Annotated in this window: 16 protein-coding genes; 10 read left to right on the forward strand and 6 right to left on the reverse strand. The window is 69.3% G+C overall.

Features of this window, described 5'->3' with window-relative positions; genetic code table 11:
* Positions 1 to 7: 7 nt before the first annotated feature.
* A complete protein-coding gene (locus tag ABSY19_RS24790) occupies positions 8 to 1120 on the forward strand; it encodes an MFS transporter (protein WP_382163932.1) in 1113 nt (370 codons plus the stop codon).
* Here the strand turns inward: ABSY19_RS24790 and ABSY19_RS24795 are convergent.
* Positions 1117 to 1797, reverse strand: coding sequence for a TetR family transcriptional regulator (locus ABSY19_RS24795; protein WP_382156806.1), 681 nt, complete (start codon positions 1795 to 1797; stop codon positions 1117 to 1119). The two genes, ABSY19_RS24790 and ABSY19_RS24795, sit on opposite strands and share 4 nt — an antisense overlap.
* Before the next feature lie 156 nt (positions 1798 to 1953).
* Here ABSY19_RS24795 and ABSY19_RS24800 point away from each other — a divergent pair, with 156 nt between their 5' ends.
* The 3 genes from ABSY19_RS24800 (at position 1954) to ABSY19_RS24810 (ending at position 7942) form a co-directional block, all read left to right on the forward strand.
* Positions 1954 to 3225 (forward strand): efflux RND transporter periplasmic adaptor subunit, encoded by a 1272-nt coding sequence (locus tag ABSY19_RS24800; RefSeq protein ID WP_382156808.1) that lies wholly within the window; start codon positions 1954 to 1956, stop codon positions 3223 to 3225.
* A gap of 12 nt (positions 3226 to 3237) precedes the next feature.
* Positions 3238 to 6402, forward strand: a complete 3165-nt coding sequence (locus ABSY19_RS24805; RefSeq protein ID WP_382156810.1) for an efflux RND transporter permease subunit — start codon at positions 3238 to 3240, stop codon at positions 6400 to 6402.
* A gap of 145 nt (positions 6403 to 6547) precedes the next feature.
* Positions 6548 to 7942 carry an efflux transporter outer membrane subunit gene (locus tag ABSY19_RS24810; protein WP_382163934.1) on the forward strand — a complete coding sequence of 465 codons (1395 nt, stop codon included), beginning with the start codon at positions 6548 to 6550 and terminating at the stop codon, positions 7940 to 7942.
* A gap of 112 nt (positions 7943 to 8054) precedes the next feature.
* On the opposite strand, the gene ABSY19_RS24815 is transcribed toward ABSY19_RS24810, so the two are convergent.
* The 4 genes from ABSY19_RS24815 to earP form a co-directional block, all read right to left on the reverse strand.
* Positions 8055 to 8924, reverse strand: a complete 870-nt coding sequence (locus ABSY19_RS24815) for a TIGR00730 family Rossman fold protein (RefSeq protein ID WP_382156811.1) — start codon at positions 8922 to 8924, stop codon at positions 8055 to 8057.
* 42 nt (positions 8925 to 8966) lie between these two features.
* On the reverse strand, positions 8967 to 9845 hold the full coding sequence (locus ABSY19_RS24820) for an AEC family transporter (protein WP_382156813.1): 879 nt from the start codon (positions 9843 to 9845) through the stop codon (positions 8967 to 8969).
* Between the two features lie 88 nt (positions 9846 to 9933).
* Positions 9934 to 10488, reverse strand: coding sequence for an elongation factor P (gene efp / locus ABSY19_RS24825; RefSeq protein ID WP_291116210.1), 555 nt, complete (start codon positions 10486 to 10488; stop codon positions 9934 to 9936).
* Between the two features lie 74 nt (positions 10489 to 10562).
* The gene (gene earP, locus ABSY19_RS24830) at positions 10563 to 11648 is read right to left on the reverse strand and encodes an elongation factor P maturation arginine rhamnosyltransferase EarP (RefSeq protein ID WP_382156815.1); all 1086 of its coding nucleotides are present in this window, start codon (positions 11646 to 11648) and stop codon (positions 10563 to 10565) included.
* A 103-nt stretch (positions 11649 to 11751) separates the two neighbouring features.
* Here earP and ABSY19_RS24835 point away from each other — a divergent pair, with 103 nt between their 5' ends.
* The 4 genes from ABSY19_RS24835 to ABSY19_RS24850 are packed head-to-tail and all read left to right on the forward strand — an operon-like array spanning position 11752 to position 16406.
* The gene (locus ABSY19_RS24835; RefSeq protein ID WP_382156817.1) at positions 11752 to 12792 is read left to right on the forward strand and encodes a dienelactone hydrolase family protein; all 1041 of its coding nucleotides are present in this window, start codon (positions 11752 to 11754) and stop codon (positions 12790 to 12792) included.
* Positions 12793 to 12840: 48 nt separating this feature from the next.
* Complete coding sequence (uvrC, locus tag ABSY19_RS24840) at positions 12841 to 14886, forward strand: excinuclease ABC subunit UvrC (RefSeq protein ID WP_382156819.1); 2046 nt, start codon at positions 12841 to 12843, stop codon at positions 14884 to 14886.
* 47 nt (positions 14887 to 14933) lie between these two features.
* Positions 14934 to 15503 (forward strand): CDP-diacylglycerol--glycerol-3-phosphate 3-phosphatidyltransferase, encoded by a 570-nt coding sequence (gene pgsA / locus ABSY19_RS24845; RefSeq protein ID WP_382156821.1) that lies wholly within the window; start codon positions 14934 to 14936, stop codon positions 15501 to 15503.
* Positions 15504 to 15512: 9 nt separating this feature from the next.
* Positions 15513 to 16406 carry a DMT family transporter gene (locus ABSY19_RS24850; RefSeq protein WP_382156823.1) on the forward strand — a complete coding sequence of 298 codons (894 nt, stop codon included), beginning with the start codon at positions 15513 to 15515 and terminating at the stop codon, positions 16404 to 16406.
* Here ABSY19_RS24850 and ABSY19_RS24855 read toward each other — a convergent pair.
* Positions 16360 to 17334 carry a LysR family transcriptional regulator gene (locus ABSY19_RS24855; RefSeq protein WP_382156825.1) on the reverse strand — a complete coding sequence of 325 codons (975 nt, stop codon included), beginning with the start codon at positions 17332 to 17334 and terminating at the stop codon, positions 16360 to 16362. The two genes, ABSY19_RS24850 and ABSY19_RS24855, sit on opposite strands and share 47 nt — an antisense overlap.
* A 65-nt stretch (positions 17335 to 17399) precedes the next feature.
* Between ABSY19_RS24855 and ABSY19_RS24860 the strand changes: the two genes are divergently transcribed.
* Positions 17400 to 18296, forward strand: a complete 897-nt coding sequence (locus tag ABSY19_RS24860) for an alpha/beta fold hydrolase (protein WP_382156827.1) — start codon at positions 17400 to 17402, stop codon at positions 18294 to 18296.
* Complete coding sequence (locus tag ABSY19_RS24865; RefSeq protein WP_382156829.1) at positions 18293 to 19387, forward strand: tartrate dehydrogenase; 1095 nt, start codon at positions 18293 to 18295, stop codon at positions 19385 to 19387. Before ABSY19_RS24860 ends, ABSY19_RS24865 begins: the two co-directional genes overlap by 4 nt.
* Positions 19388 to 19596: the final 209 nt, after the last annotated feature.

Genomic DNA, 19596 nt, shown 5'->3' on the forward strand with positions numbered 1-19596 from the left:
TGCCTGCATGACGGGGTTTCGCATGGCCGCGCCGCTCATGGCGCTGCGCGAGGGCTACAGCCCGGCCGCGGTGGGCATGCTGCTGGCCCTGTTCGCGCTGGCGCCCGTCTTCATGGCCTTGCCCGCCGGCCGCTACGCCGACCGGCGTGGCCTGCGCAAACCGGTGATGCTCTCGGTGGGCGTGGCCTCGGCCGGCGCGGCGCTGGCGGTGGCCTTTCCGGTGTTCCCGGTGCTGTGCCTGACCGCGCTGACCTGCGGCGCGGCCACGGGCATGGCCATGATCGCGCTGCAGCGCCACGTGGGCCGCCTCGCGCACGGGCCGATCGAGCTCAAGCAGGTGTTCAGCTGGATGGCCATCGGCCCCTCGATCTCCAACTTCCTCGGGCCCTTCGCCGCGGGCGTGATGATCGACAGCTTCGGTTTTCGCGCCGCCTTCCTGCTGCTCGCGTTGCTGCCCTCGCTGGCCTGGTATGGCGTGCGGCACACCGTCGAGCACGAGCCGGTGGCGCCCGAGCTGCGCCAGGCCAGCGGCTCGTCGTGGAACCTGTTGAAGGACAAGGGCTTTCGCCAGCTGATGATGATCAACTGGATGCTGTCGTCCTGCTGGGACGTGCACACCTTCCTGGTGCCGGTGCTGGGCCACGAGCGCGGCCTGAGCGCGACCGTGATCGGCACCATCCTCGGCGCCTTCGCCCTGGCCGCCACCGCGATCCGCCTGCTCCTGCCCTGGCTGGCCTCGCACCTGCGCGAGTCGGTGGTGATCGGCACGGCCATGCTGGCCACCGCGCTGCTGTTCGCGGCCTATCCCATGGTGCACGCGGCCTGGGCCATGGGCACGCTCTCGGTGCTGCTGGGTTTCGCGCTCGGGTCGGTGCAACCCATGATCATGAGTTCGCTGCACCAGATGACGCCGCACCACCGCCACGGCGAGGCGCTGGGCCTGCGCGCCATGGCCATCAATGGGTCCAGCGTGGTGATGCCGCTGATGTTCGGCTCGGCCGGCGCCCTGATCGGGGTGGGCGCGGTGTTCTGGCTCGTGGGCGCGGTGGTCGGCCTGGGTTCGCCGCTGGCCTGGCGCCTGCCGGCGCCTTCGGCCGAGGCGCCTCAGCGCATGCCTTAGGCGGGTGCGAGCTTGCGCGGAGCGGCCGCGCGTTGCGGGGCCCGCGCGGCGGGTTGGGTGAAGCCCAGCCCGGCGAGGTACACGTCCATCGTGTCGCGCCCGCTCTTCACGAGATCAAAAGCCTCGGGGTCGAGCAGCCAGTTCTGGATCAACCCGTCGATGATCACGTGCAGGCCGAGCGCGGCGGTGCCCAGCGGGATGTGCAGCTGGATGCCTTCGCGCTGCACCGCCTGCTGCAGGATCTCTTCGGTCATGGCCATGCACTCGTTGCGCACCTGCAGATGGCGGTCGCGCACCGCCTGCATCTCGGCCACGTACTCCACCTTGTGCGTGGCGACCTCGAACACCCGGCGGGTCTGTTCGTCGTTGGCGGTCTGCTGGAGCGCGTTCATGATCGAGTCGCGCAGGGAGAGCAGGGGGTTGGCGGTGGTGTCCGCCGTGCGTGCGGTGCAGGCCAGCGTGCCCTCCAGGGGCATGGTCACGCGCTCCATCATGGCGTTGAACAGGTCGGCCTTGTCCTTGAAGTGCCAGTAGATCGCGCCGCGCGTGGTGCCGGCGGCGGTGGCAATGTCGTTGAGCGAGGTGCGGGAAACGCCTCGCTCCTGAAACAAATGCTCGGCAGCATCCAGCAGGCTGTGGCGGGTGGCCAGCGCATCGGCTTTGGTGCGTCGAACCATGGTGTGTGTGTCTCCAGAATGGAAGCCCGTGGGGATGGGTAGGACTATACATACATTCTTGTATGTATGTATACTTCGCCGTTTTGCGACAGCACAACCCGTCAGGGTATTCCCTGCCGTTGCGCGCCATCCCTCTTTCATACCCCAAGGACTCCCATGCCCGCCTTGAGCCTCATCAAGTCAGTGCCCGTTTCGCGCACCCGGTTCGCCCCCTTGCCCCCGGCCCCGTTGTGGCGTGGCCTGTCCGTCCTCGCGTTGGCCGCGGTGCTGGCCGCCTGCGGCGAGTCCGCTCCCCCGCAGGCCGCCGCCCCGGGTGGTGGCATGCCGGCCCCCGAAGTGGGCGTGGTCACGGTCGCCCCCGGCGACGTGGGCCTGACGACCGAACTGCCAGGCCGCCTGGAAGCGTCGCGCGTGGCGCAGGTGCGGGCCCGCGCGGCCGGCATCCTGCAGGAGCGCCTGTTCCGCGAGGGCAGCGACGTGAAGGCAGGCCAGCCCCTGTTCCGCATCGATCCCGCGCCGTACTCGGCCGCCCTGCAAAGTGCCCAGGCCAGCCTGGCGCGCTCGCAGGCCAACCTCACGCAGGCCACGGCGCTGGCCGAGCGCTACGCGCCGCTGGTGAAGGAAAACGCCATCAGCCAGCAGGAATACGCCTCGGCCGTCGCGTCCCAGAAACAGGCCGAGGCCGACGTCGCGGCCGGCAAGGCGGCCGTGCAGACCGCCAACATCAACCTGGGCTATGCCCGTGTGACGGCGCCCATTTCGGGCCGCATCGGCCGCGCGCTGGTGACCGAAGGCGCGCTGGTCGGGCAGGGCGAGGCCACGCAGCTGGCGGTGATCCAGCAGATCAACCCCATGTACGTGAACTTCACGCAGTCCGCCGCCGAGGTCTACAAACTGCGCAAGGCCATGGACAACGGCCAGCTCAAGGGCGCGGGCTCGCAAGCCGCTGCCGTGCAGGTGGTGCTGGAAGATGGCACCGTGTACGAACAACCCGGCCGCCTGCTGTTCGCCGACCTGACGGTGGACAGCGCCACCGGCCAGGTGACGCTGCGCGCCGAAGTGCCCAACCCCAAGGGCACGCTGCTGCCGGGCCTGTACGTGCGCGTGCGCCTGGAGCAGGCCAAGGCCGGCAATGCGATCACGCTGCCGCAACAGGCAGTGACGCGCTCGGCTCAAGGCGACACCGTCTCGGTGGTTGGCGCCGACGGCAAGATCGCTCCGCGCCAGGTCAAGGTGGGCGGTCAGCAGAACGGCCAGTGGGTCATCCTCGACGGCGTGAAGGCCGGCGAGCAGATCATGGTCGACGGCTTCCAGAAGCTCCAGATGATGCCGCCTGGCACGCCCGTGAAGGCCGTGCCCTGGCAGGCGCCCGGCAGTGCACCGGCCGCACCGGCGGCCGCGGCCCCGGCGCCCGAGGCCGCGAAGTAAGGAGCGCCCGACATGGCGAAATTCTTCATTGACCGACCCATCTTCGCGTGGGTGATCGCGCTCTTCATCATGGTGATCGGCGGGGTGGCCATCACCCAGCTGCCGATCGCGCAGTACCCACCGGTGGCCCCGCCGGCCATCGTCATCAACACCGCCTACCCCGGTGCCTCGGCCGCCACGCTGGAAGACAGCGTGCTGTCGGTGATCGAGCGCGAGATGAACGGCGCGCCCGGCCTGATCTACATGGAATCGGTCGCACAGGCCGATGGCAGCGGCAGCATCACGCTGAGCTTCGAGACCGGCACCGACCCGGAACTGGCGCAGGTGGACGTGCAGAACCGCTTGTCCCGGGCCACGCCGCGCCTGCCGGCGGCGGTGACGCAGCAGGGTGTGCGGGTGGACAAGTCCAACAGCAACTTCCTGCTGTTCGCCATGCTCTCGAGCGACGATCCGGCGCTGGACCCCGTGGCGCTGGGCGACTATGCCGCGCGCAGCGTGGTGCCCGAGCTGCAGCGCCTGCCCGGTGTGGGCCAGGCCCAGCTGTTCGGCTCCGAGCGCGCCATGCGCATCTGGATCGACCCCGCCAAGCTGCTCGGCTTCAACCTGAGCGCGTCCGACGTCAACAACGCCATCCGTGCGCAGAACGCGCAGGTCTCGGCTGGTGAGATCGGTGCGCTGCCCAACGTGGCCGGCCAGAGCATCGCGGCCACCGTGGTGGTCAACGGCCAGCTCGGCAGCGTCGAGCAGTTCGGCAACATCGTGCTGCGCGCCAGCGCCGACGGCGCCACGGTGCGCCTCAAGGACGTGGCCCGCATCGAACTCGGCGGCCAGGCCTACGCCACGTCGGCGCGCCTGAGCGGCAAGCCCGCGGTCGGTGTGGGTGTGCAGCTCTCGCCCAGCGGCAACGCCCTGGCCACGGCCGAGGCGGTGCGCACCAAGATGCACGAGCTCGAGCGCTTCTTCCCCACCGGCATGAAATGGTCGATCCCCTACGACAGCTCGCGCTTCGTGAAGATCTCCATCACGCAGGTGGCCCAGACCCTGGGCGAAGCCATGTTGCTGGTGTTCCTGGTGATGTTCCTGTTCCTGCAGAACATCCGCTACACCATCATCCCGACCATCGTCGTGCCGGTGGCCCTGCTGGGCACGTTCGGCGCCTTGCTGGCCATGGGCTTCTCCATCAACGTGCTGACCATGTTCGGCATGGTGCTGGTGATCGGCATCGTGGTGGACGACGCCATCGTGGTGGTGGAGAACGTCGAGCGCATCATGAGCGAGGAGGGGCTGCCGCCCCTGCAGGCAACCCGCAAGGCGATGTCGCAGATCTCCGGCGCCATCGTCGGCGTGACCGTGGTGCTGATCTCGGTGTTCGTGCCGCTGGCGTTCTTCGCCGGCTCGGTGGGCAACATCTACCGCCAGTTCTCGGCGGTGATGGGCGTGTCGATCGCGTTCTCGGCCTTCCTGGCCCTGTCGCTCACGCCCGCGCTGTGCGCGACCCTGCTCAAGCCGGTCGAGGCCGGGCACCACCACGAGAAGACGGGCTTCTTCGGCTGGTTCAACCGCGGCTTCTCCCGCACCGCCAAACGCTACGAGCGTGGCGTGGCCGCGCTGCTGCCGCGCGCCGGTCGCACGCTGATCATCTACGTGGCCATCATCGCCGCCGCCGCCGTGGTCTACATGCGCCTGCCGACGTCGTTCCTGCCCAATGAAGACCAGGGCACGCTGCTGGTGAACGTGCAGCTGCCGCCGGGCGCCACGCAGGAGCGCACGCTGGACGTGATGAAGCAGGTGGAAGGTTTCATCCTGCAGCAGCCCGAGGTGGAAAGCATGGTCGGCGTGCTGGGCTTCAGCTTCTCCGGTCAGGGGCAGAACGCGGCGCTGGCCTTCGTGACGCTCAAGGACTGGGCCGAGCGCACCGCGCCCGGCAGTTCGGCCGAGGCGGTGGCTGGGCGGGCCTTCGGCGCGCTCTCGAGCATCCGCGATGCGTTCATCTACCCGCTGAGCCCGCCACCCATTCCCGAACTGGGGGCCTCGTCCGGCTTCAGCTTCCGTCTGCAGGACCGGGGCGGTCTGGGCCGCGACGCGCTGATGAGCGCGCGCAACCAGCTGCTGGGCATGGCCTCGCAGAGCAAGGTGATCACCCAGGTGCGCCCGGACGGCCTGGAAGACGCGCCGCAGCTGCAGATCGACATCGACCGCGACAAGGCCAACGCCCTGGGCGTGGGCTTCGACGTGATCAATGCCGCCATCGGCACCTCGCTCGGTTCGAGCTACGTCAACGACTTCCCCAACGCCGGCCGCCTGCAGCGCGTGGTGGTGCAGGCCGACGCGCCCGCCCGCATGCAACCTGAAGACCTGCTGCGCCTGAACGTGGTGAACAACAAGGGCCAGGCGGTGCCGCTGTCGGCCTTCGCCACCACGAAATGGATCACCGGCCCGATGCAGACTGTGCGCTACAACGGCTACCCATCCGTGCGCATCAGCGGCAGCGCCGCCCCCGGCATGAGCACGGGTGCGGCCATCGCCGAGATGGAGAAGCTCGCGGCCCAGTTGCCGCAAGGCATCGGCTACGAGTGGACCGGCCAGACGCGCGAGGAAAAGCTCGCCGGCTCGCAGGCCGTCATCCTGTACGCCTTCGCCATCCTGGCCGTGTTCCTCTGCCTGGCCGCGCTGTACGAGAGCTGGACCATTCCGCTGTCGGTGATTCTGGTGGTGCCGCTGGGCGTGCTCGGGGTGCTGCTGGCGACGTTGATGCGCGACTACTCGAACGACGTGTACTTCCAGGTGGGGCTGATCACCATCATCGGCCTCTCGGCGAAGAACGCGATCCTGATCATCGAGTTCGCCAAGGACCTGCAGGCGCAGGGCAAGAGCGTGATCGCGGCGGCGCTGGAAGCGGCCCACATCCGGTTCCGCCCCATCATCATGACCTCGATGGCCTTCACGCTCGGCGTGCTGCCGCTGGCGATCGCCTCGGGCGCCGGCTCGGCCAGCCAGCGCGCCATCGGCACCGGCGTGATCGGCGGCATGATCACCGGCACCGTGCTGGCGGTGATCTTCGTGCCGATCTTCTTTGTGGTGGTTCGCACCCTGTTCAAGGGCAGCGAACGCCAGCACCAGCGGGATGCCGAACAAGCGGCCGCCCACCATGGCCCAGGAGTGCAAATCGATGTTTAAGAATGCCCACCCCCGCGCCGCCTTCGGCGGCACCCCCTCCAGGGGGCGCACCGTGCGGCCTGGCGAAGCCAGTTCCGCCGATGCCCTGGATGTTTCGCCTCGGCGCTTGTCGCGCCTCGGCTTGACGTTGTTGGCCGTTGCCGCGATGTCCGCTTGTTCGTTCATTCCGAAGTACGAGCGCCCTGAGGCGCCGGTGGCTTCGCAGTTTCCTGGCCCGCAGCCCGCGGCGGCGACCGATGCCAAGTCGGGCGCTGACGTTGCCTGGCGCGAGTTCATCGGTGACGCCAAGCTGCGCGAGCTGATCGCGCTGGCGCTGAAGAACAACCGCGACCTGCGCGTGGCCACGCTCAACATCGAGCAGGTGCGCGCGCAGTACCAGATCCGCCGCGCCGACCAGTTCCCGACCATCGGCCTGGCCGCCACCGGCAACCGCCAGCCCGACGGCAATGGTGGCATCACCAGCGTCTACAGCGTGGGCCTGGCCCTGAGCAGCTGGGAGATCGATTTCTTCGGCCGCCTTGGTGCGTTGAAGGAAGCGGCCCTGGCCCAGTACCTCGCGAGCCAGGAAGCGCGCCACGCCGCGCAGACCAGCCTGGTGGCGGCTGTCGCCAGCACCTGGTTGAGCCTGCAGGCCAACGACGAGCTGCTGGTGCTGACCGAGCGCACCGTGGCCACGCGCGAGGACTCGCTGCGCCTGAGCAAGCTGCGCTTCGACAACGGCGCCACCTCCGCGCTGGACCTGCGCCAGGCCGAGTCGCTGACCGCCGCGGCCCAGTCCGCGCTGGCTCAGCAGCGCCGCCTGCGCGCGCTGGACATCAACGCCCTCACGCTGCTGGTGGGCCAGGCGCCGCCGGCCGAGCTGCTGCCCGTGCCGCCGACCGTGCCCGCGCAGAGCGCCAATGCCAACGAGGTGGCCGTGCCGACCGCGCCCGTGCCTGCCGCGTCCATGCTGCGCGACGTGCCGGCCGGCCTGCCGTCGGACCTGCTCACGCGCCGCCCGGACATCCGCCAGGCCGAGCAGCAGCTGATCGCCGCCAACGCCAACATCGGCGCCGCGCGCGCCGCGTTCTTCCCGCGCATCTCGCTCACCGCGACGGCGGGCACGGCCAGCAGCAGCCTCTCGGGCCTGTTCAAGGACGGCTCCTGGGGCTTCACGATGGCGCCGCAGGCCCTGCTGCCGATCTTCGATGCGGGGCGCAACCGCGCCAACCTGGACTCGTCCAACGCCGGTCGCGACATCGCGGTGGCCCAGTACGAAAAGGCGATCCAGACCGCGTTCCGCGAAGTGGCCGATGCGCTGGCCGGCAGCGCGACGCTGGGCGACCAGCTCAGCGCGCAGCAGGTGCAGGCCACGGCCGAAGCCGAACGTTTCCGCCTGGCCGAGCTGCGCTACCGCAATGGCGTGGCGAGCTTCCTGGACGTGCTGGACGCACAGCGCTCGCTGTTCGCCACCCAGCAGGCGCTGGCGCAGACGCGCCTGGCACAACAGCAGAACCAGGTGAACCTGTACAAGGCCCTGGGCGGCGGCTGGACGGAGTAAGAGTGACCCCCTGCGCCGCTGACGCGGCTTCCCCCTGGAAGGGGGACAACGCCTGAGGCCCGGCGAAGCCGGTTCCTCGGCGTTTCTGGAAAGGGGACCCGCGCGCCGGGGGTCATCCCTTCAAGTCGTAAAACCGCAGGATGTGTTCCCAGGCCGTCTGCGGATCGTCCACGTACTTGAACAGGTTCAGGTCCTCGGGCGAGATCGTGCCTTCCTCGACCAGCACGTCGAGGTTGATCAGCCGCTTCCAGTAGTCCGATCCGAACAGCAGGATCGGCACCGGCTTGGACTTCTTGCATTGCACCAGCGTGATCACCTCGAACAGCTCGTCGAGCGTGCCGAAGCCGCCGGGGAAGGCCAGCAGGGCCTTGGCGCGCATCATGAAGTGCATCTTGCGCAGCGCGAAGTAATGGAACTTGAAGCTCAGCTCGGGTGAGACGTAGGGGTTGGCGGCCTGTTCGTGCGGCAGCGCGATGTTCAGGCCCACGGTGGGCGCGCCTTCATCGTGCGCGCCGCGGTTGGCCGCTTCCATGATGCCGGGGCCACCACCGGTGCAGATGAAGAGCTGCTCGGCCTTCGCGCATCTCGAGCTGTAGCGGGCCACGATGCGCGCGAACTCACGCGCCTTGTCGTAGTAGTGCGCGTTGCGCACCATGGCCTGGGCGCGCGCGATCTCGCGCGCGTCGCCGCTGCGTTCGGCGCGCACCAGCTGCTCCTGCGCCTCGCTGGCTTCGCGAAAGCGCGCGCTGCCGTACACGACGATGGTGTTCTCGATGCCCGCTTCGCGCTGGGCGAGGTCGGGCTTGAGCATCTCGAGTTGCAGGCGGATGCCGCGCGTCTCGCGCCGCAGCAGGAATTCGGGGTCGGCGAACGCCAGGCGGTAGGCGTCGGCCTGCAGGGGCAGTCCTTCGTTGGCGTGGGTCTGGAGTTCGGCCCAGGCATCGGCCAGGCGGCGTTCATTGAGGTCTTGGGGGGCTGCCATGGTGGGATTCCTTCGTTTGTCGTGTGATTCGGATGATGCCGCTCACAGGGCGAGCGCCAGGGCCAGCGGCACGAAGACCACGGCCAGCGCGTTGCCCAGCATGATCATGGCACCGACCTTGTCGGGCTCCTGGTGGTAACGGTCGGCCAGCATGAACTGCATCACGGCGGGAGGCAAGGCGGCGAACAGCAGCAGCTGGCCACGCGCCGCACCTTCCAGGTCGAGCGCCCAGGCCAGCGGCAGGGCGATGGCCAGGCCGATGAGCGGGCGGGCCAGCGCGCCGAGCAGGCCGATCGCCAGGCCCTCGCGGGTCAGCGCGGTCAGGCGCACGCCCAGGGAGAACAGCATCATGGGCAGCAGCGCGTCGCCCAGCAGCTTCAGGCCGGAGAGCACCACGTCGGGCGGGCGCACATCGGTCAGGGCGCTCGCGAAGCCGAGCGCCGTGCCGATCATCAGCGGGCTGGTGAGCAGGTCGCGCGTGCGCGCCATGCGGCTGGTGATGCGCGCGCCGAGCGAGAAGTGCAGCAGGTTGCTGACCGAGAACAGCGCCACGGCCGCACCGAAGTGGGCTGGGCCGAAGGCCAGCAGCGCCAGGGGCAGGCCCATGTTGCCGCAGTTGTTGAACATCACCACCGGCACCAGGGTGCGCGGCTGCGCGCCCGAGGCCCGAGACAGGGCCCAGGCCAGCAGACCACCGCCCAGGATGATCACCGCGCCCCCCACCAGCAGGACCAGGTGCTCGGCGATGACGAAGTCGCGCGACGCGAGCGCCGAGTACACCAGCATGGGCGCGAGCACGTCGAGCGCGATGCGGTTGAAGGTGCCCATGTCGGGCGCCTGCCGGCGCGCGTAAGCGAAGCCGATCGCCACGATCAGGAACACCGGAATGATGACGTCGGCGATGCGGGCGATCAGGTCCATGCGGAGGGAGGGGGCAGCGTGCGGAGGCCGGAAAGTGAAAAGGCTCCCGCAGGAGCCTCTTCAAGGGTGGGTCGTGGGCGTCAAACGCTCAGACGCGCTTGCGGTATTCGCCGGTGCGCGTGTCGATTTCGATGCGGTCGCCCTGGGCCACGAACAGCGGCACGGAGATTTCGAAACCGGTGGCGATCTTGGCCGGCTTGAGCACCTTGCCCGAGGTGTCGCCCTTGACGGCCGGCTCGGTCCAGGTGATTTCGCGCTCGACGCTGGTGGGCAGTTCGACCGAGATGGCCTTGCCGTCGTAGAACACCACTTCGACGGTCATGCCGTCTTCGAGGTAGTTCAGGGCGTCGCCCATGTTCTCGGCTTCCACTTCGTACTGGTTGTACTCGGCGTCCATGCAGACGTACATCGGGTCGGCGAAGTAGGAGTAGGTGCACTCCTTCTTGTCCAGGATGATCTGATCCATCTTGTCGTCGGCCTTGCAGACGACTTCGGTGGCCATGTTGTTCAACAGGGCCTTGAGCTTCAGACGCACGGTGGCCGCGCCGCGGCCGCCACGGCTGTATTCGGTCTTCAGGACGATCATCGGGTCCTTGCCGTGCATGATGACGTTGCCGGCGCGGAGTTCTTGAGCGATTTTCATAGGGCTTCCAACGGTTGGGCGCGGAATGGTGACTGGGATCGAATCCGGCCCGGTTTTCCGCAAAGCCTCGAATTTTATCGCTTTTCCAGTGCAAACCCGACCAGCTGGCTGCACAGGTCGGCCTGGGCCAGCAGGCGTTCGCGCGCCGCCCGGGCGCAGCCGTGCCAGTCGGCCAGGGTGCCGGCATCCGGCCAGACGGCCGCCTGCGGGCCGATGCCGTTCCACGTCAGGTGGAAGGCGCGCAGCGAGGGCGGTGCCTGCAGCCAGTCCAGAAACGCCTCCAGCTTGGCGTGGTGCGCGCCGTCGTGCTGGGGGTAGATGTGCCAGACAAAGGGGCGGCCGGCCCAGAGGGCGCGGGCCAGCGAATCCTCGCCACGCACGAAGTTGAGGTCGCAAGCCCAGAGCAGGTGGTCGAAATCGCGCTGGCTCAGCAGGGGCAGGGCGTGCAGCCGGCAGCCCGGGCCGGGCGGGGCCGTCTGCTGCACGGCCTGCCAGGCCCGCCCCGGGGTGACCAGCCAGTCGCTGGGCACCGCGCTCTGCCCGGCCTGCCGCAGCACGGCGGGCAGGGCGGCGGGTTCGTAACAGAACAGGCTGACCCGGCGGGCGGCGGGGCGCACCGGCAGCCGCAGTTCGGCCAGCCAGGCCTCGGTGTCGAACGCGGCCTGGCGCGCCAGCAGATCGGGCTCGCGCAGCAGACCGCCCGTGCGCGCGGTGAAGCCGGGGTAGAAGAACCATTTGCCGAGCCCGCGCGCCGGCCCGCTCATGACCGGCGAGGGCAGGCGGTGCGAGCGCTCCACATAGGACTCGGCGCTCAGGTATTCCAGGTTGATCCACACCGGCGCGTGCGCGCCACCGGCCACGCGGGCGGCCAGGGCCTCGATGCACTCGGCCGGCGGTTCGCAGCCGAAGGCCTCGATCCACACGTCGGCCGGTGGTTGCGGATCGGCCTGGCCGGCGGGCAGGGGCGCGGTCCAGGTCCGCAGCTCGATGTTCGGCACGCTGCCTTGCAGCGCGCCGGGCGCCATCCAGGCCAGGGCCTGCGGGTCGTCCAGCCACAGGCGCACCTGTTCGCCCCGGCGGGCCAGCTCGGCCGAGAGCCGCCAGCAGACGCCCACGTCGCCGAAGTTGTCGATCACCCTGCAGAAAATGTCCCAGCGCATGGGCGCCATTGTCGGGGCTTGGCGGCGCCCGCTGGCCGGGCTACAGTTTGCGGGCGCTGCAGGCCGGGCCCGCTGGGTCGCTGAAGGCGCGGAGACCCGCACCATGGCCTCGCGACGCTTCACCCCCTTGCTGGCCGCACTGCCCCTGGTGCTCCTGTCTCCCCTGCTGGCCGCGCAGGACCTCATCGCCGACATGAGCGCCGGCCCACCCACCGGCCGCTATGCCTTCGCCAGCAGCACCCCGCGCAGCCTGCCGGACCTGCTCAAGGGCCCGGGGCAGGGCGAGCCGGCGCAGCCGGTGGGGCACTGGTTCCTGCCCGCCGGCACGGAACGTGGGCCCGCCGTGATCCTGATCCACGGCTCGGGCGGCCTCTACGACGCCATGCTCGACTTCTGGCCCAGGCAGTTCAACGCCGCGGGCATCGCCGTGCTGGCGGTGGATTCCTTCGGGCCCCGGGGCGTCAAGAGCACGGCGGAGGACCAATCGCAAGTGCCCTTCGCCGCCGACACCGCCGACGCCTTCGCCGCGCTCAAACTCGTGGCCAGCCACCCGCGCGTGGACCCGGCGCGCATCGCCATCCTGGGGTTCTCGCGCGGGGGCATCACCACCTGGCGCACGGCGGTCGAGCGCATCGCGGCGGCGCAGAAGCTGCCCGACAACCTGCGTTTCGCCGCCCACGTGCCGATGTATTCGGGCGGCTGCGTGGGCGCGTTCCGCCTGATGGTCAAGCCCGGCGTGTTCACCACCAAGGCGCCCATGCTGTGGGTGCACGGCGATGCGGACGACTACACGACCATCGGCGCCTGCCGCGACTACGCCGATCGCATCGGCAAGGCCGGCACGCCGGTGGAGTTCGTCGCCCTCGAGGGGGCGATGCACAAGTTCGACCAGGACGACACGCGCCGCCTCAACGTGCGCGGCGCGCAGCGCACGCTGGAAACCTGCCCGCTGGAGCTCGACATCGACACGCTGGCCACCTACGACCGCAACACCGGCCAGCGCGTGAGCGGCGAGGCCTTGCAGGCGCTCACGCGGCAGTCGTGCAGCGCCATCGGCGCCCACGTGCAGGGCGACCGCGCCGCGCGCGACAAGGCCGCGCAGGCCATCCTGGCCTTCTTCCGCAAGACGCTCGGCTCGCGCTGAGGCCCGCACGCCGGCGGGGCTGGCGGGGACGGGCCACAATACGCGCCCATGTCCGACACGCATTCCGAACAACTGCTCAGCGAGGTGGCCGCCCTGCCGGGCCTGCCCGGCGTGTACCGCTACTTCGACGCCCAGGGGCAGCTGCTCTACGTGGGCAAGGCGCGCAACCTCAAGAAGCGCGTGTCGAGCTATTTCCAGAAGAACCACGACGGCACGCGCATCGGCCACATGGTGGGCAAGATCGTGCGCATGGAGACCACCGTGGTGCGCTCCGAGGCCGAGGCGCTGCTGCTGGAAAACAACCTCATCAAGACGTTGAACCCCAAGTTCAACATCCTGTTCCGCGACGACAAGAGCTACCCCTACCTCAAGATCACCGGCACGCGCGAGGTGTTCAAGCCCTCGGCCCGCCTGCCCTCGCCCTCGCTCGCGTTTCCGCGCATGGCGTACTACCGGGGCGTGGTCGACCGCCGCCACAGCTACTACGGCCCGTACCCCAGCGCCTGGGCGGTGAAGGAATCCATCACCCTGCTGCAGAAGGTGTTCCGCCTGCGCACCTGCGAGGACACCGTGTTCGCCAATCGCACGCGGCCCTGCCTGCTGTACCAGATCAAGCGCTGCAGCGGCCCCTGCGTGGACCTGATCGACCACGAGGCCTATGCGCAGGACGTGCGCGACGCCGAGCGTTTCCTGCGCGGCGAGACCCAGGCCGTGCTCGACACGCTGGAGCAGCGCATGCTCGCGCACGCCGAGAAGCTGGAGTTCGAACAGGCCGCCGAGATCCGCAACCAGATGAGCGCGCTCTCGCGCGTGCTGCACCAGCAGGCCATGGACACCGTGTCGGACAAGGACGTGGACGTGCTCGCGGTGAAGGTGCACGGCGGGCGGGCCTGCGTGAACCTCGCGATGATCCGCGGCGGCCGCCACCTGGGCGACCGGCCGTACTTCCCCGCCCACGTGGACGACGCCACCGCCATCGACAACGCGCTGGCCGAGGAGGGCGGTGAAGCCCCCAAGCCGGCGGACCCCGCCGAACGCGTGGCCGTGCAGGTGCTGGAGGCCTTCATCGCGCAGCACTACCTGGGCGTGGCCATGCCGCACACGCTGGTGACCAGCCACGCGGTGGGCAAGCCGCTGCTGGACGCGCTGACCGAGCAGATCGGCGCCAAGGTGAACGCCGTGCACCACCCGCGCGAGCACCGCCGCATCTGGCTGGAGATGGCGCAGAAGAACGCCGACATCGCGCTCGCGCGCCTGCTGGCCGAAGAAGGCAGCCAGCAGGCCCGCACGCGCGCGCTGGCCGACGCGCTGAACCTGCCCGACGACCAGCTCGACACGCTTCGCATCGAATGCTTCGACATCTCGCACACCGCGGGTGAATCCACCCAGGCGTCCTGCGTGGTGTTCGAAGGCCACAAGATGCAGAACAGCCAGTACCGCCGCTACAAGATCGAGGGCATCACCCCGGGCGACGACTACGCCGCCATGCGCCAGGTGCTGCTGCGCCGCTACGGCCGCATCGCCGAGGCCCTGCGGGCGGAAGAGGGCGCGCCCGCCCTCCTGCCCACCGAGGCCGCAGTGGCCGCCGACGCACCGGACGAGGCGCTGGCCAACGAGCCCACGGTCGAGTCCGTGGCCGGCCCGCGCATGCCCGACCTGGTGCTGGTCGACGGCGGCAAAGGCCAGGTCAGCATGGCGCGCGAGGTCTTCGAGCAGCTCGGCCTGGACCTGTCGCTCATCGTCGGCGTGGAAAAGGGCGAGGGCCGCAAGGTCGGCCTGGAGGAACTGGTGTTCGCCGACGGCCGCGAGAAGGTCTACCTCGGCCACGACTCCGCCGCGCTCATGCTGGTGGCGCAGATCCGCGACGAGGCCCACCGCTTCGCCATCACCGGCATGCGCGCGCAGCGTGCCAAGGTGCGCACCGGCGGCAGCAGGCTGGAGGACATTCCCGGCGTCGGCCCGAAGAAGCGCGCGCGCCTGCTGCAGCGCTTCGGCGGCGTGCGCGGCGTGGCCTCGGCCAGCGTGGAAGACCTCAGCACGGTGGAAGGCATCTCCCCCGAGCTGGCGGACGCGATCTACCGCGCCTTGCACTGAAGAGCCCGCTTGCTGCGGTTTCCGGGTTGCCAACGCATAATCGGCCCATGTTCTTCAACCTCCCCACCCTGCTCACCTGGGCCCGCATCGTCGCCATCCCGCTGATCGTGGGGGTGTTCTATCTGGAGAACCTCAGCCCGGCCCAGCAGAACCTGATCGCCACGGTGCTGTTCATCGTGTTCGCGCTGACCGACTGGGCCGACGGTTACCTGGCCCGCAAACTCAACCAGACCTCGGCCTTCGGCGCCTTCCTCGACCCGGTGGCCGACAAGTTCCTGGTGTGCGCCAGCCTGCTGGTGCTGGTGCACCTGGACCGCGCCGACGTGTTCGTGGCCCTCATCATCATCGGCCGCGAGATCGCCATTTCGTCGCTGCGCGAGTGGATGGCCATCATCGGCGCGACCAAGAGCGTGGCCGTGCACATGATCGGCAAGATCAAGACCACCGTGCAGATGGTGGCGATTCCCTTCCTGCTGTTCCACGGCACGCTGTTCGGCATGATCGACACGCAGCTGTGGGGCACGTGGCTGATCTGGATATCCGCCGTGCTGACCATCTGGTCCATGGTGTATTACCTGCAGAAGGCCATCCCCGAGATCCGCGCCAAGTCGCGCTGAGGCGCTGCCATGAATTCTCCGGCGCAAGACAACGCATGGCTGCGCGCCATGCCCTGGGTGTTCGTGCTGATCTGGAGCACGGGTTTCATCGTGGCGCGCTACGGCATGCCGCACGCGCCGCCGATGAAGTTCCTCGCCGTGCGCTACGCGCTGTCCATCGCGTGTTTCCTGCCCTGGATCTTCCTGGCCGGCGTGAAGTGGCCGAGCAACCGCAGCCAGTGGTTCCACCTCGCGGTCACCGGTGTGCTCATGCACGCGGGCTACCTCGGCGGCGTGTGGGCGGCGGTCAAGGCCGGCATGGGCTCGGGCCTGTCCTCGCTCATCGTCGGCCTGCAGCCGGTGCTCACCGCGATCTGGCTCTCGGGCACGGGCTCCAAGGTGTCCAAACGCCAGTGGCTGGGCCTGGTGCTGGGTTTCGCCGGCCTGGTGCTCGTGGTCTCGCGCAAGTTCGGCGCGGGCGGGCCGGGCGATCAGGCCAATTGGCTCAACCTCTCGTTCGCGGTGATGGCCTTGATCGCCATCACCGTGGGCACGCTGTACCAGAAGCGCTTCGTGGCCGCCTGCGATGTGCGCACCGCCAACGCGGTGCAGCTGCTCGCGGCGCTGCTGGTGACCCTGCCGCTCACGCTGCTCGAAGCCGAGCTGATGGACTGGAACGGCGAGCTCATCGGCGCCATGGCCTGGTCGGTGCTGGGCCTCACGCTGGGTGGCAGCTCGCTGCTCTACCTGCTGATCCAGCGCGGCGCGGCCGCCTCGGTCACCAGCCTGATGTACCTGGTGCCACCGTGCACCGCGCTCATCGCCTGGCTGCTGTTCGCCGAACCCATCACGGCCGTCACACTGGCCGGCACCGCGCTCACCGCTTTTGGCGTGGCGCTGGTGGTGCGCTCTTCGTCGCGCTGACGCGTTTTTTCCAGGGCTCCTTGCGGAAGCTCTCCACCAGAAAGTCCACCAGCAGGCGGATGCGGCGCGGCGTCTGCGGTCGGTACGGCGCCAGCCAGTGGATGTCGGCGTCGGGCATGGCGTAGCTGGGCAGCACGCGCACCAGCTCGCCGCTGGCGATCTGCGGCGCGATGTCCCACAGGCTGCGCAGTATGAGGCCGTGGCCCGCCAGGCACCAGTCGCGCACCAGCTCGCCCGAGTTGCTCGACAGCGGGCCGCTCACCGGCACGTGCTGCACCTGCGCGTCCGACGCGCGCTGCAGGCGCCAGTGGTCGAAGCGCTGGCCCGGTCCGCCGCCGTTCTCGCGCACCACCAGGCAGGCATGCTGTTCCAGCTCTTGCAGGCTGCGAGGCGCACCGTGGCGCTCGAGGTAGGCGGGCGAGGCCACCAGCACGCGCTGGTTGGCCGCCAGGCGGCGCGACACCCACTCGGCCGCGCGCTCGGTGGGGGCATTCCACAGCCAGATGGCGCCGTCGAAGCCTTCCACCGCGAGATCGGGCAACTGCTCGGTCAGCTGCAACTGCACCTGAATGCCGGCGTGGCGCGCCTGGAACTCGGCCAGCGCGGGCCCGAGCCAGAGCCGGCCGAAGCCGAAGGTGGCCGCGAGCCGGATCGGGCCGGCGGGCTCGGCCTGGCGCTCGCGCAACTCGGCCTCCACCTCGTCGAAGGCGCGCAGCAGCTGCACCGCGCGCTCGCACAGCGTGTCGCCTTCGGCCGTGGGGCTCACGCGCCGCGTGGTGCGCTGGAACAGCCGCAGGCCCAGGCGGGCTTCGAGCGCGGCCAGGCGCTTGGTGACCACCGAAGGCGCCACGCGCAGCGCGCGTGCGGCCATCACCAGGCTGCCATGCTGGCGGACGGCGAGCACGAGTTCCAGATCGGGGCGGTCCAATTGTTTCCTTTTAGGAACGAATCAATTGCCGGATTATTGCCGCAATGCGGGCTATGCTGGCGCCCATGTTGAACGGATTCCTCCCCCACACCGTGCACCGCGATGGCGTCGCCCTGCACACCCGCATCGGCGGGGAAGGGCCGCCTTTGCTGCTGTTGCACGGCCACCCGCAGAGCATGGCCATGTGGCACCGCGTGGCGCCCAACCTGGCCCGGCACTTCACCTTGGTGCTGATGGACCTGCGTGGCTACGGCGATTCCGCGCGGCCCGCCGCCGACGCGGGGCACCTCGCCCACAGCAAGCGCGAGATGGCGCTCGACGCCATCGCCGCCATGGCGCACCACGGCTTCGAGCGTTTCGATGTGCTGGCGCACGATCGGGGCGCGCGCGTGGCGCACCGCCTGGCCGCCGACCACCCCGAGGCGGTGAAACGCCTGCTGCTGCTGGACATCGCGCCCACCCTGGCCATGTACGAGCAGACCGGTGAAGCCTTCGCGCGCGCCTACTGGCACTGGTTCTTCCTGATCCAGCCACCGCCGCTGCCCGAGGCCCTCATCAGCGCCGACCCGGCGCGCTATGTGCGCAGCGTCATGGGCAGCCGCCACGCGGGCCTGGCGCCGTTCGACCCGGCCGCGCTGGCCGAGTACGAGCGCTGCGCCGCGCTGCCCGGCACCGCCGAGGCGGTCTGCGAGGACTACCGCGCCAGCGCCACCATCGACCTCGATCACGACCGCGCCGATGTGGCGGCCCGCCGCCGGCTCCCGCAGCCGCTGCGCGTGCTGTGGGGCGAGCACGGCACGGTGGCACGCTGTTTCGATGTGCTCGCGCTGTGGCGCGAGCGCGCGGCCAAGGTCTCGGGCCACGCCCTGCCGTGTGGCCACTACATCGCGGAAGAGGCGCCCGAGCGCCTCATCGCCGAAGCCCTGTCCTTTTTTCAATCCCCTTCCGAGGAGCAACCATGAGCAAACACCGCATCGCCGTCATCGCCGGGGACGGCATCGGCACCGAAGTCATGCCCGAAGGCATTCGCGTGCTGGAGGCCGCGGCCTCGAAGTTCGGCATCGACCTGCAGTTCGACCACTTCGATTTTTCCAGCTGCGACTATTACGAGCGCCACGGCAAGATGCTGCCCGACAACTGGAAGGACCAGATCGGCGGGCACGACGCGATCTACTTTGGTGCGGTGGGCTGGCCCGACAAGGTGCCCGACCACGTGTCGCTCTGGGGCTCGCTGCTGATGTTCCGCCGCGAGTTCGACCAGTACGTCAACATCCGTCCGGCGAGACTCATGCCCGGCGTCACCGCGCCCGTGGTGCGCCGCGACGGCAGCCCGCGCGCGCCCGGCGAGATCGACATGGTGATCGTGCGCGAGAACACCGAAGGTGAATATTCCAGCATCGGCGGGCGCATGTTCCCTGGCACCGAGCGCGAGATCGTGGTACAGGAAACCGTGATGTCGCGCATCGGCGTGGACCGCGTGCTGCGCCACGCCTTCGAGGTCGCGCGCTCGCGCCCCAAGAAGCACCTGACCAGCGCCACCAAGTCCAACGGCATCGCCATCACCATGCCCTACTGGGACGAGCGCGTGGTCGAGATGGCCAAGGAATACCCGGACGTGAAGGTCGATAAGTTCCACATCGACATCCTCACCGCGCACTTCGTGCAACGCCCGGACTTTTTCGACGTGGTGGTCGGCAGCAACCTGTTCGGTGACATCCTCAGCGACCTCGGGCCGGCCTGCACCGGCACCATCGGCATCGCGCCCAGCGCCAACCTCAACCCCACGCGCCAGCATCCCTCGCTGTTCGAGCCGGTGCACGGCTCGGCGCCGGACATCGCGGGCAAGGGGATCGCGAACCCGATTGGTCAGATTTGGTGCGGTGCAATGATGCTCGACTTCCTGGGCCATCGTGGTGCACACGACGCGATCATGCAGGCCATCGAGGCCGTGCTGCAGCCCGGCAGCGGTGCCCCGCGCACCGCCGACCTGGGGGGCCAGGCCGGCACGCGCGACGTGGGCCAGGCCATTGCCGGGGTGCTCGCGGCCTCGTGAAGGAAGGATGGAGTTGCGACAGATTGTTGCGCGCGACATCCGTTGGATGAAAGCGTCTAGAATCTCGCCTCTTGCGCCGACAGGCACCGGGCCCAGGCTCCTCAGTATTGACAGGGGTTGTGCCCAGTGGGTCTAATCACCCAGCGTTTGCCACGGTGTTGGCATCGTCCTGCGGTCTAGAGCGATTGGGGTTTTTTGCCCGCGGCCCG

This window comes from Hydrogenophaga sp. ANAO-22 (genome assembly GCF_042466645.1).
Classification (GTDB): Bacteria; Pseudomonadota; Gammaproteobacteria; order Burkholderiales; family Burkholderiaceae_C; genus Hydrogenophaga.

Bases quoted from the DNA above. Each gene is read 5' to 3' on its own strand.
- ABSY19_RS24790 (WP_382163932.1), top strand. From the start codon at position 8: ATGACGGGGTTTCGCATGGCCGCGCCGCTCATGGCGCTGCGCGAGGGC.
- ABSY19_RS24795 (WP_382156806.1), bottom strand. From the start codon at position 1,797: ATGGTTCGACGCACCAAAGCCGATGCGCTGGCCACCCGCCACAGCCTG.
- ABSY19_RS24800 (WP_382156808.1), top strand. From the start codon at position 1,954: ATGCCCGCCTTGAGCCTCATCAAGTCAGTGCCCGTTTCGCGCACCCGG.
- ABSY19_RS24805 (WP_382156810.1), top strand. From the start codon at position 3,238: ATGGCGAAATTCTTCATTGACCGACCCATCTTCGCGTGGGTGATCGCG.
- ABSY19_RS24810 (WP_382163934.1), top strand. From the start codon at position 6,548: ATGTCCGCTTGTTCGTTCATTCCGAAGTACGAGCGCCCTGAGGCGCCG.
- ABSY19_RS24815 (WP_382156811.1), bottom strand. From the start codon at position 8,924: ATGGCAGCCCCCCAAGACCTCAATGAACGCCGCCTGGCCGATGCCTGG.
- ABSY19_RS24820 (WP_382156813.1), bottom strand. From the start codon at position 9,845: ATGGACCTGATCGCCCGCATCGCCGACGTCATCATTCCGGTGTTCCTG.
- efp (WP_291116210.1), bottom strand. From the start codon at position 10,488: ATGAAAATCGCTCAAGAACTCCGCGCCGGCAACGTCATCATGCACGGC.
- earP (WP_382156815.1), bottom strand. From the start codon at position 11,648: ATGCGCTGGGACATTTTCTGCAGGGTGATCGACAACTTCGGCGACGTG.
- ABSY19_RS24835 (WP_382156817.1), top strand. From the start codon at position 11,752: ATGGCCTCGCGACGCTTCACCCCCTTGCTGGCCGCACTGCCCCTGGTG.
- uvrC (WP_382156819.1), top strand. From the start codon at position 12,841: ATGTCCGACACGCATTCCGAACAACTGCTCAGCGAGGTGGCCGCCCTG.
- pgsA (WP_382156821.1), top strand. From the start codon at position 14,934: ATGTTCTTCAACCTCCCCACCCTGCTCACCTGGGCCCGCATCGTCGCC.
- ABSY19_RS24850 (WP_382156823.1), top strand. From the start codon at position 15,513: ATGAATTCTCCGGCGCAAGACAACGCATGGCTGCGCGCCATGCCCTGG.
- ABSY19_RS24860 (WP_382156827.1), top strand. From the start codon at position 17,400: ATGTTGAACGGATTCCTCCCCCACACCGTGCACCGCGATGGCGTCGCC.
- ABSY19_RS24865 (WP_382156829.1), top strand. From the start codon at position 18,293: ATGAGCAAACACCGCATCGCCGTCATCGCCGGGGACGGCATCGGCACC.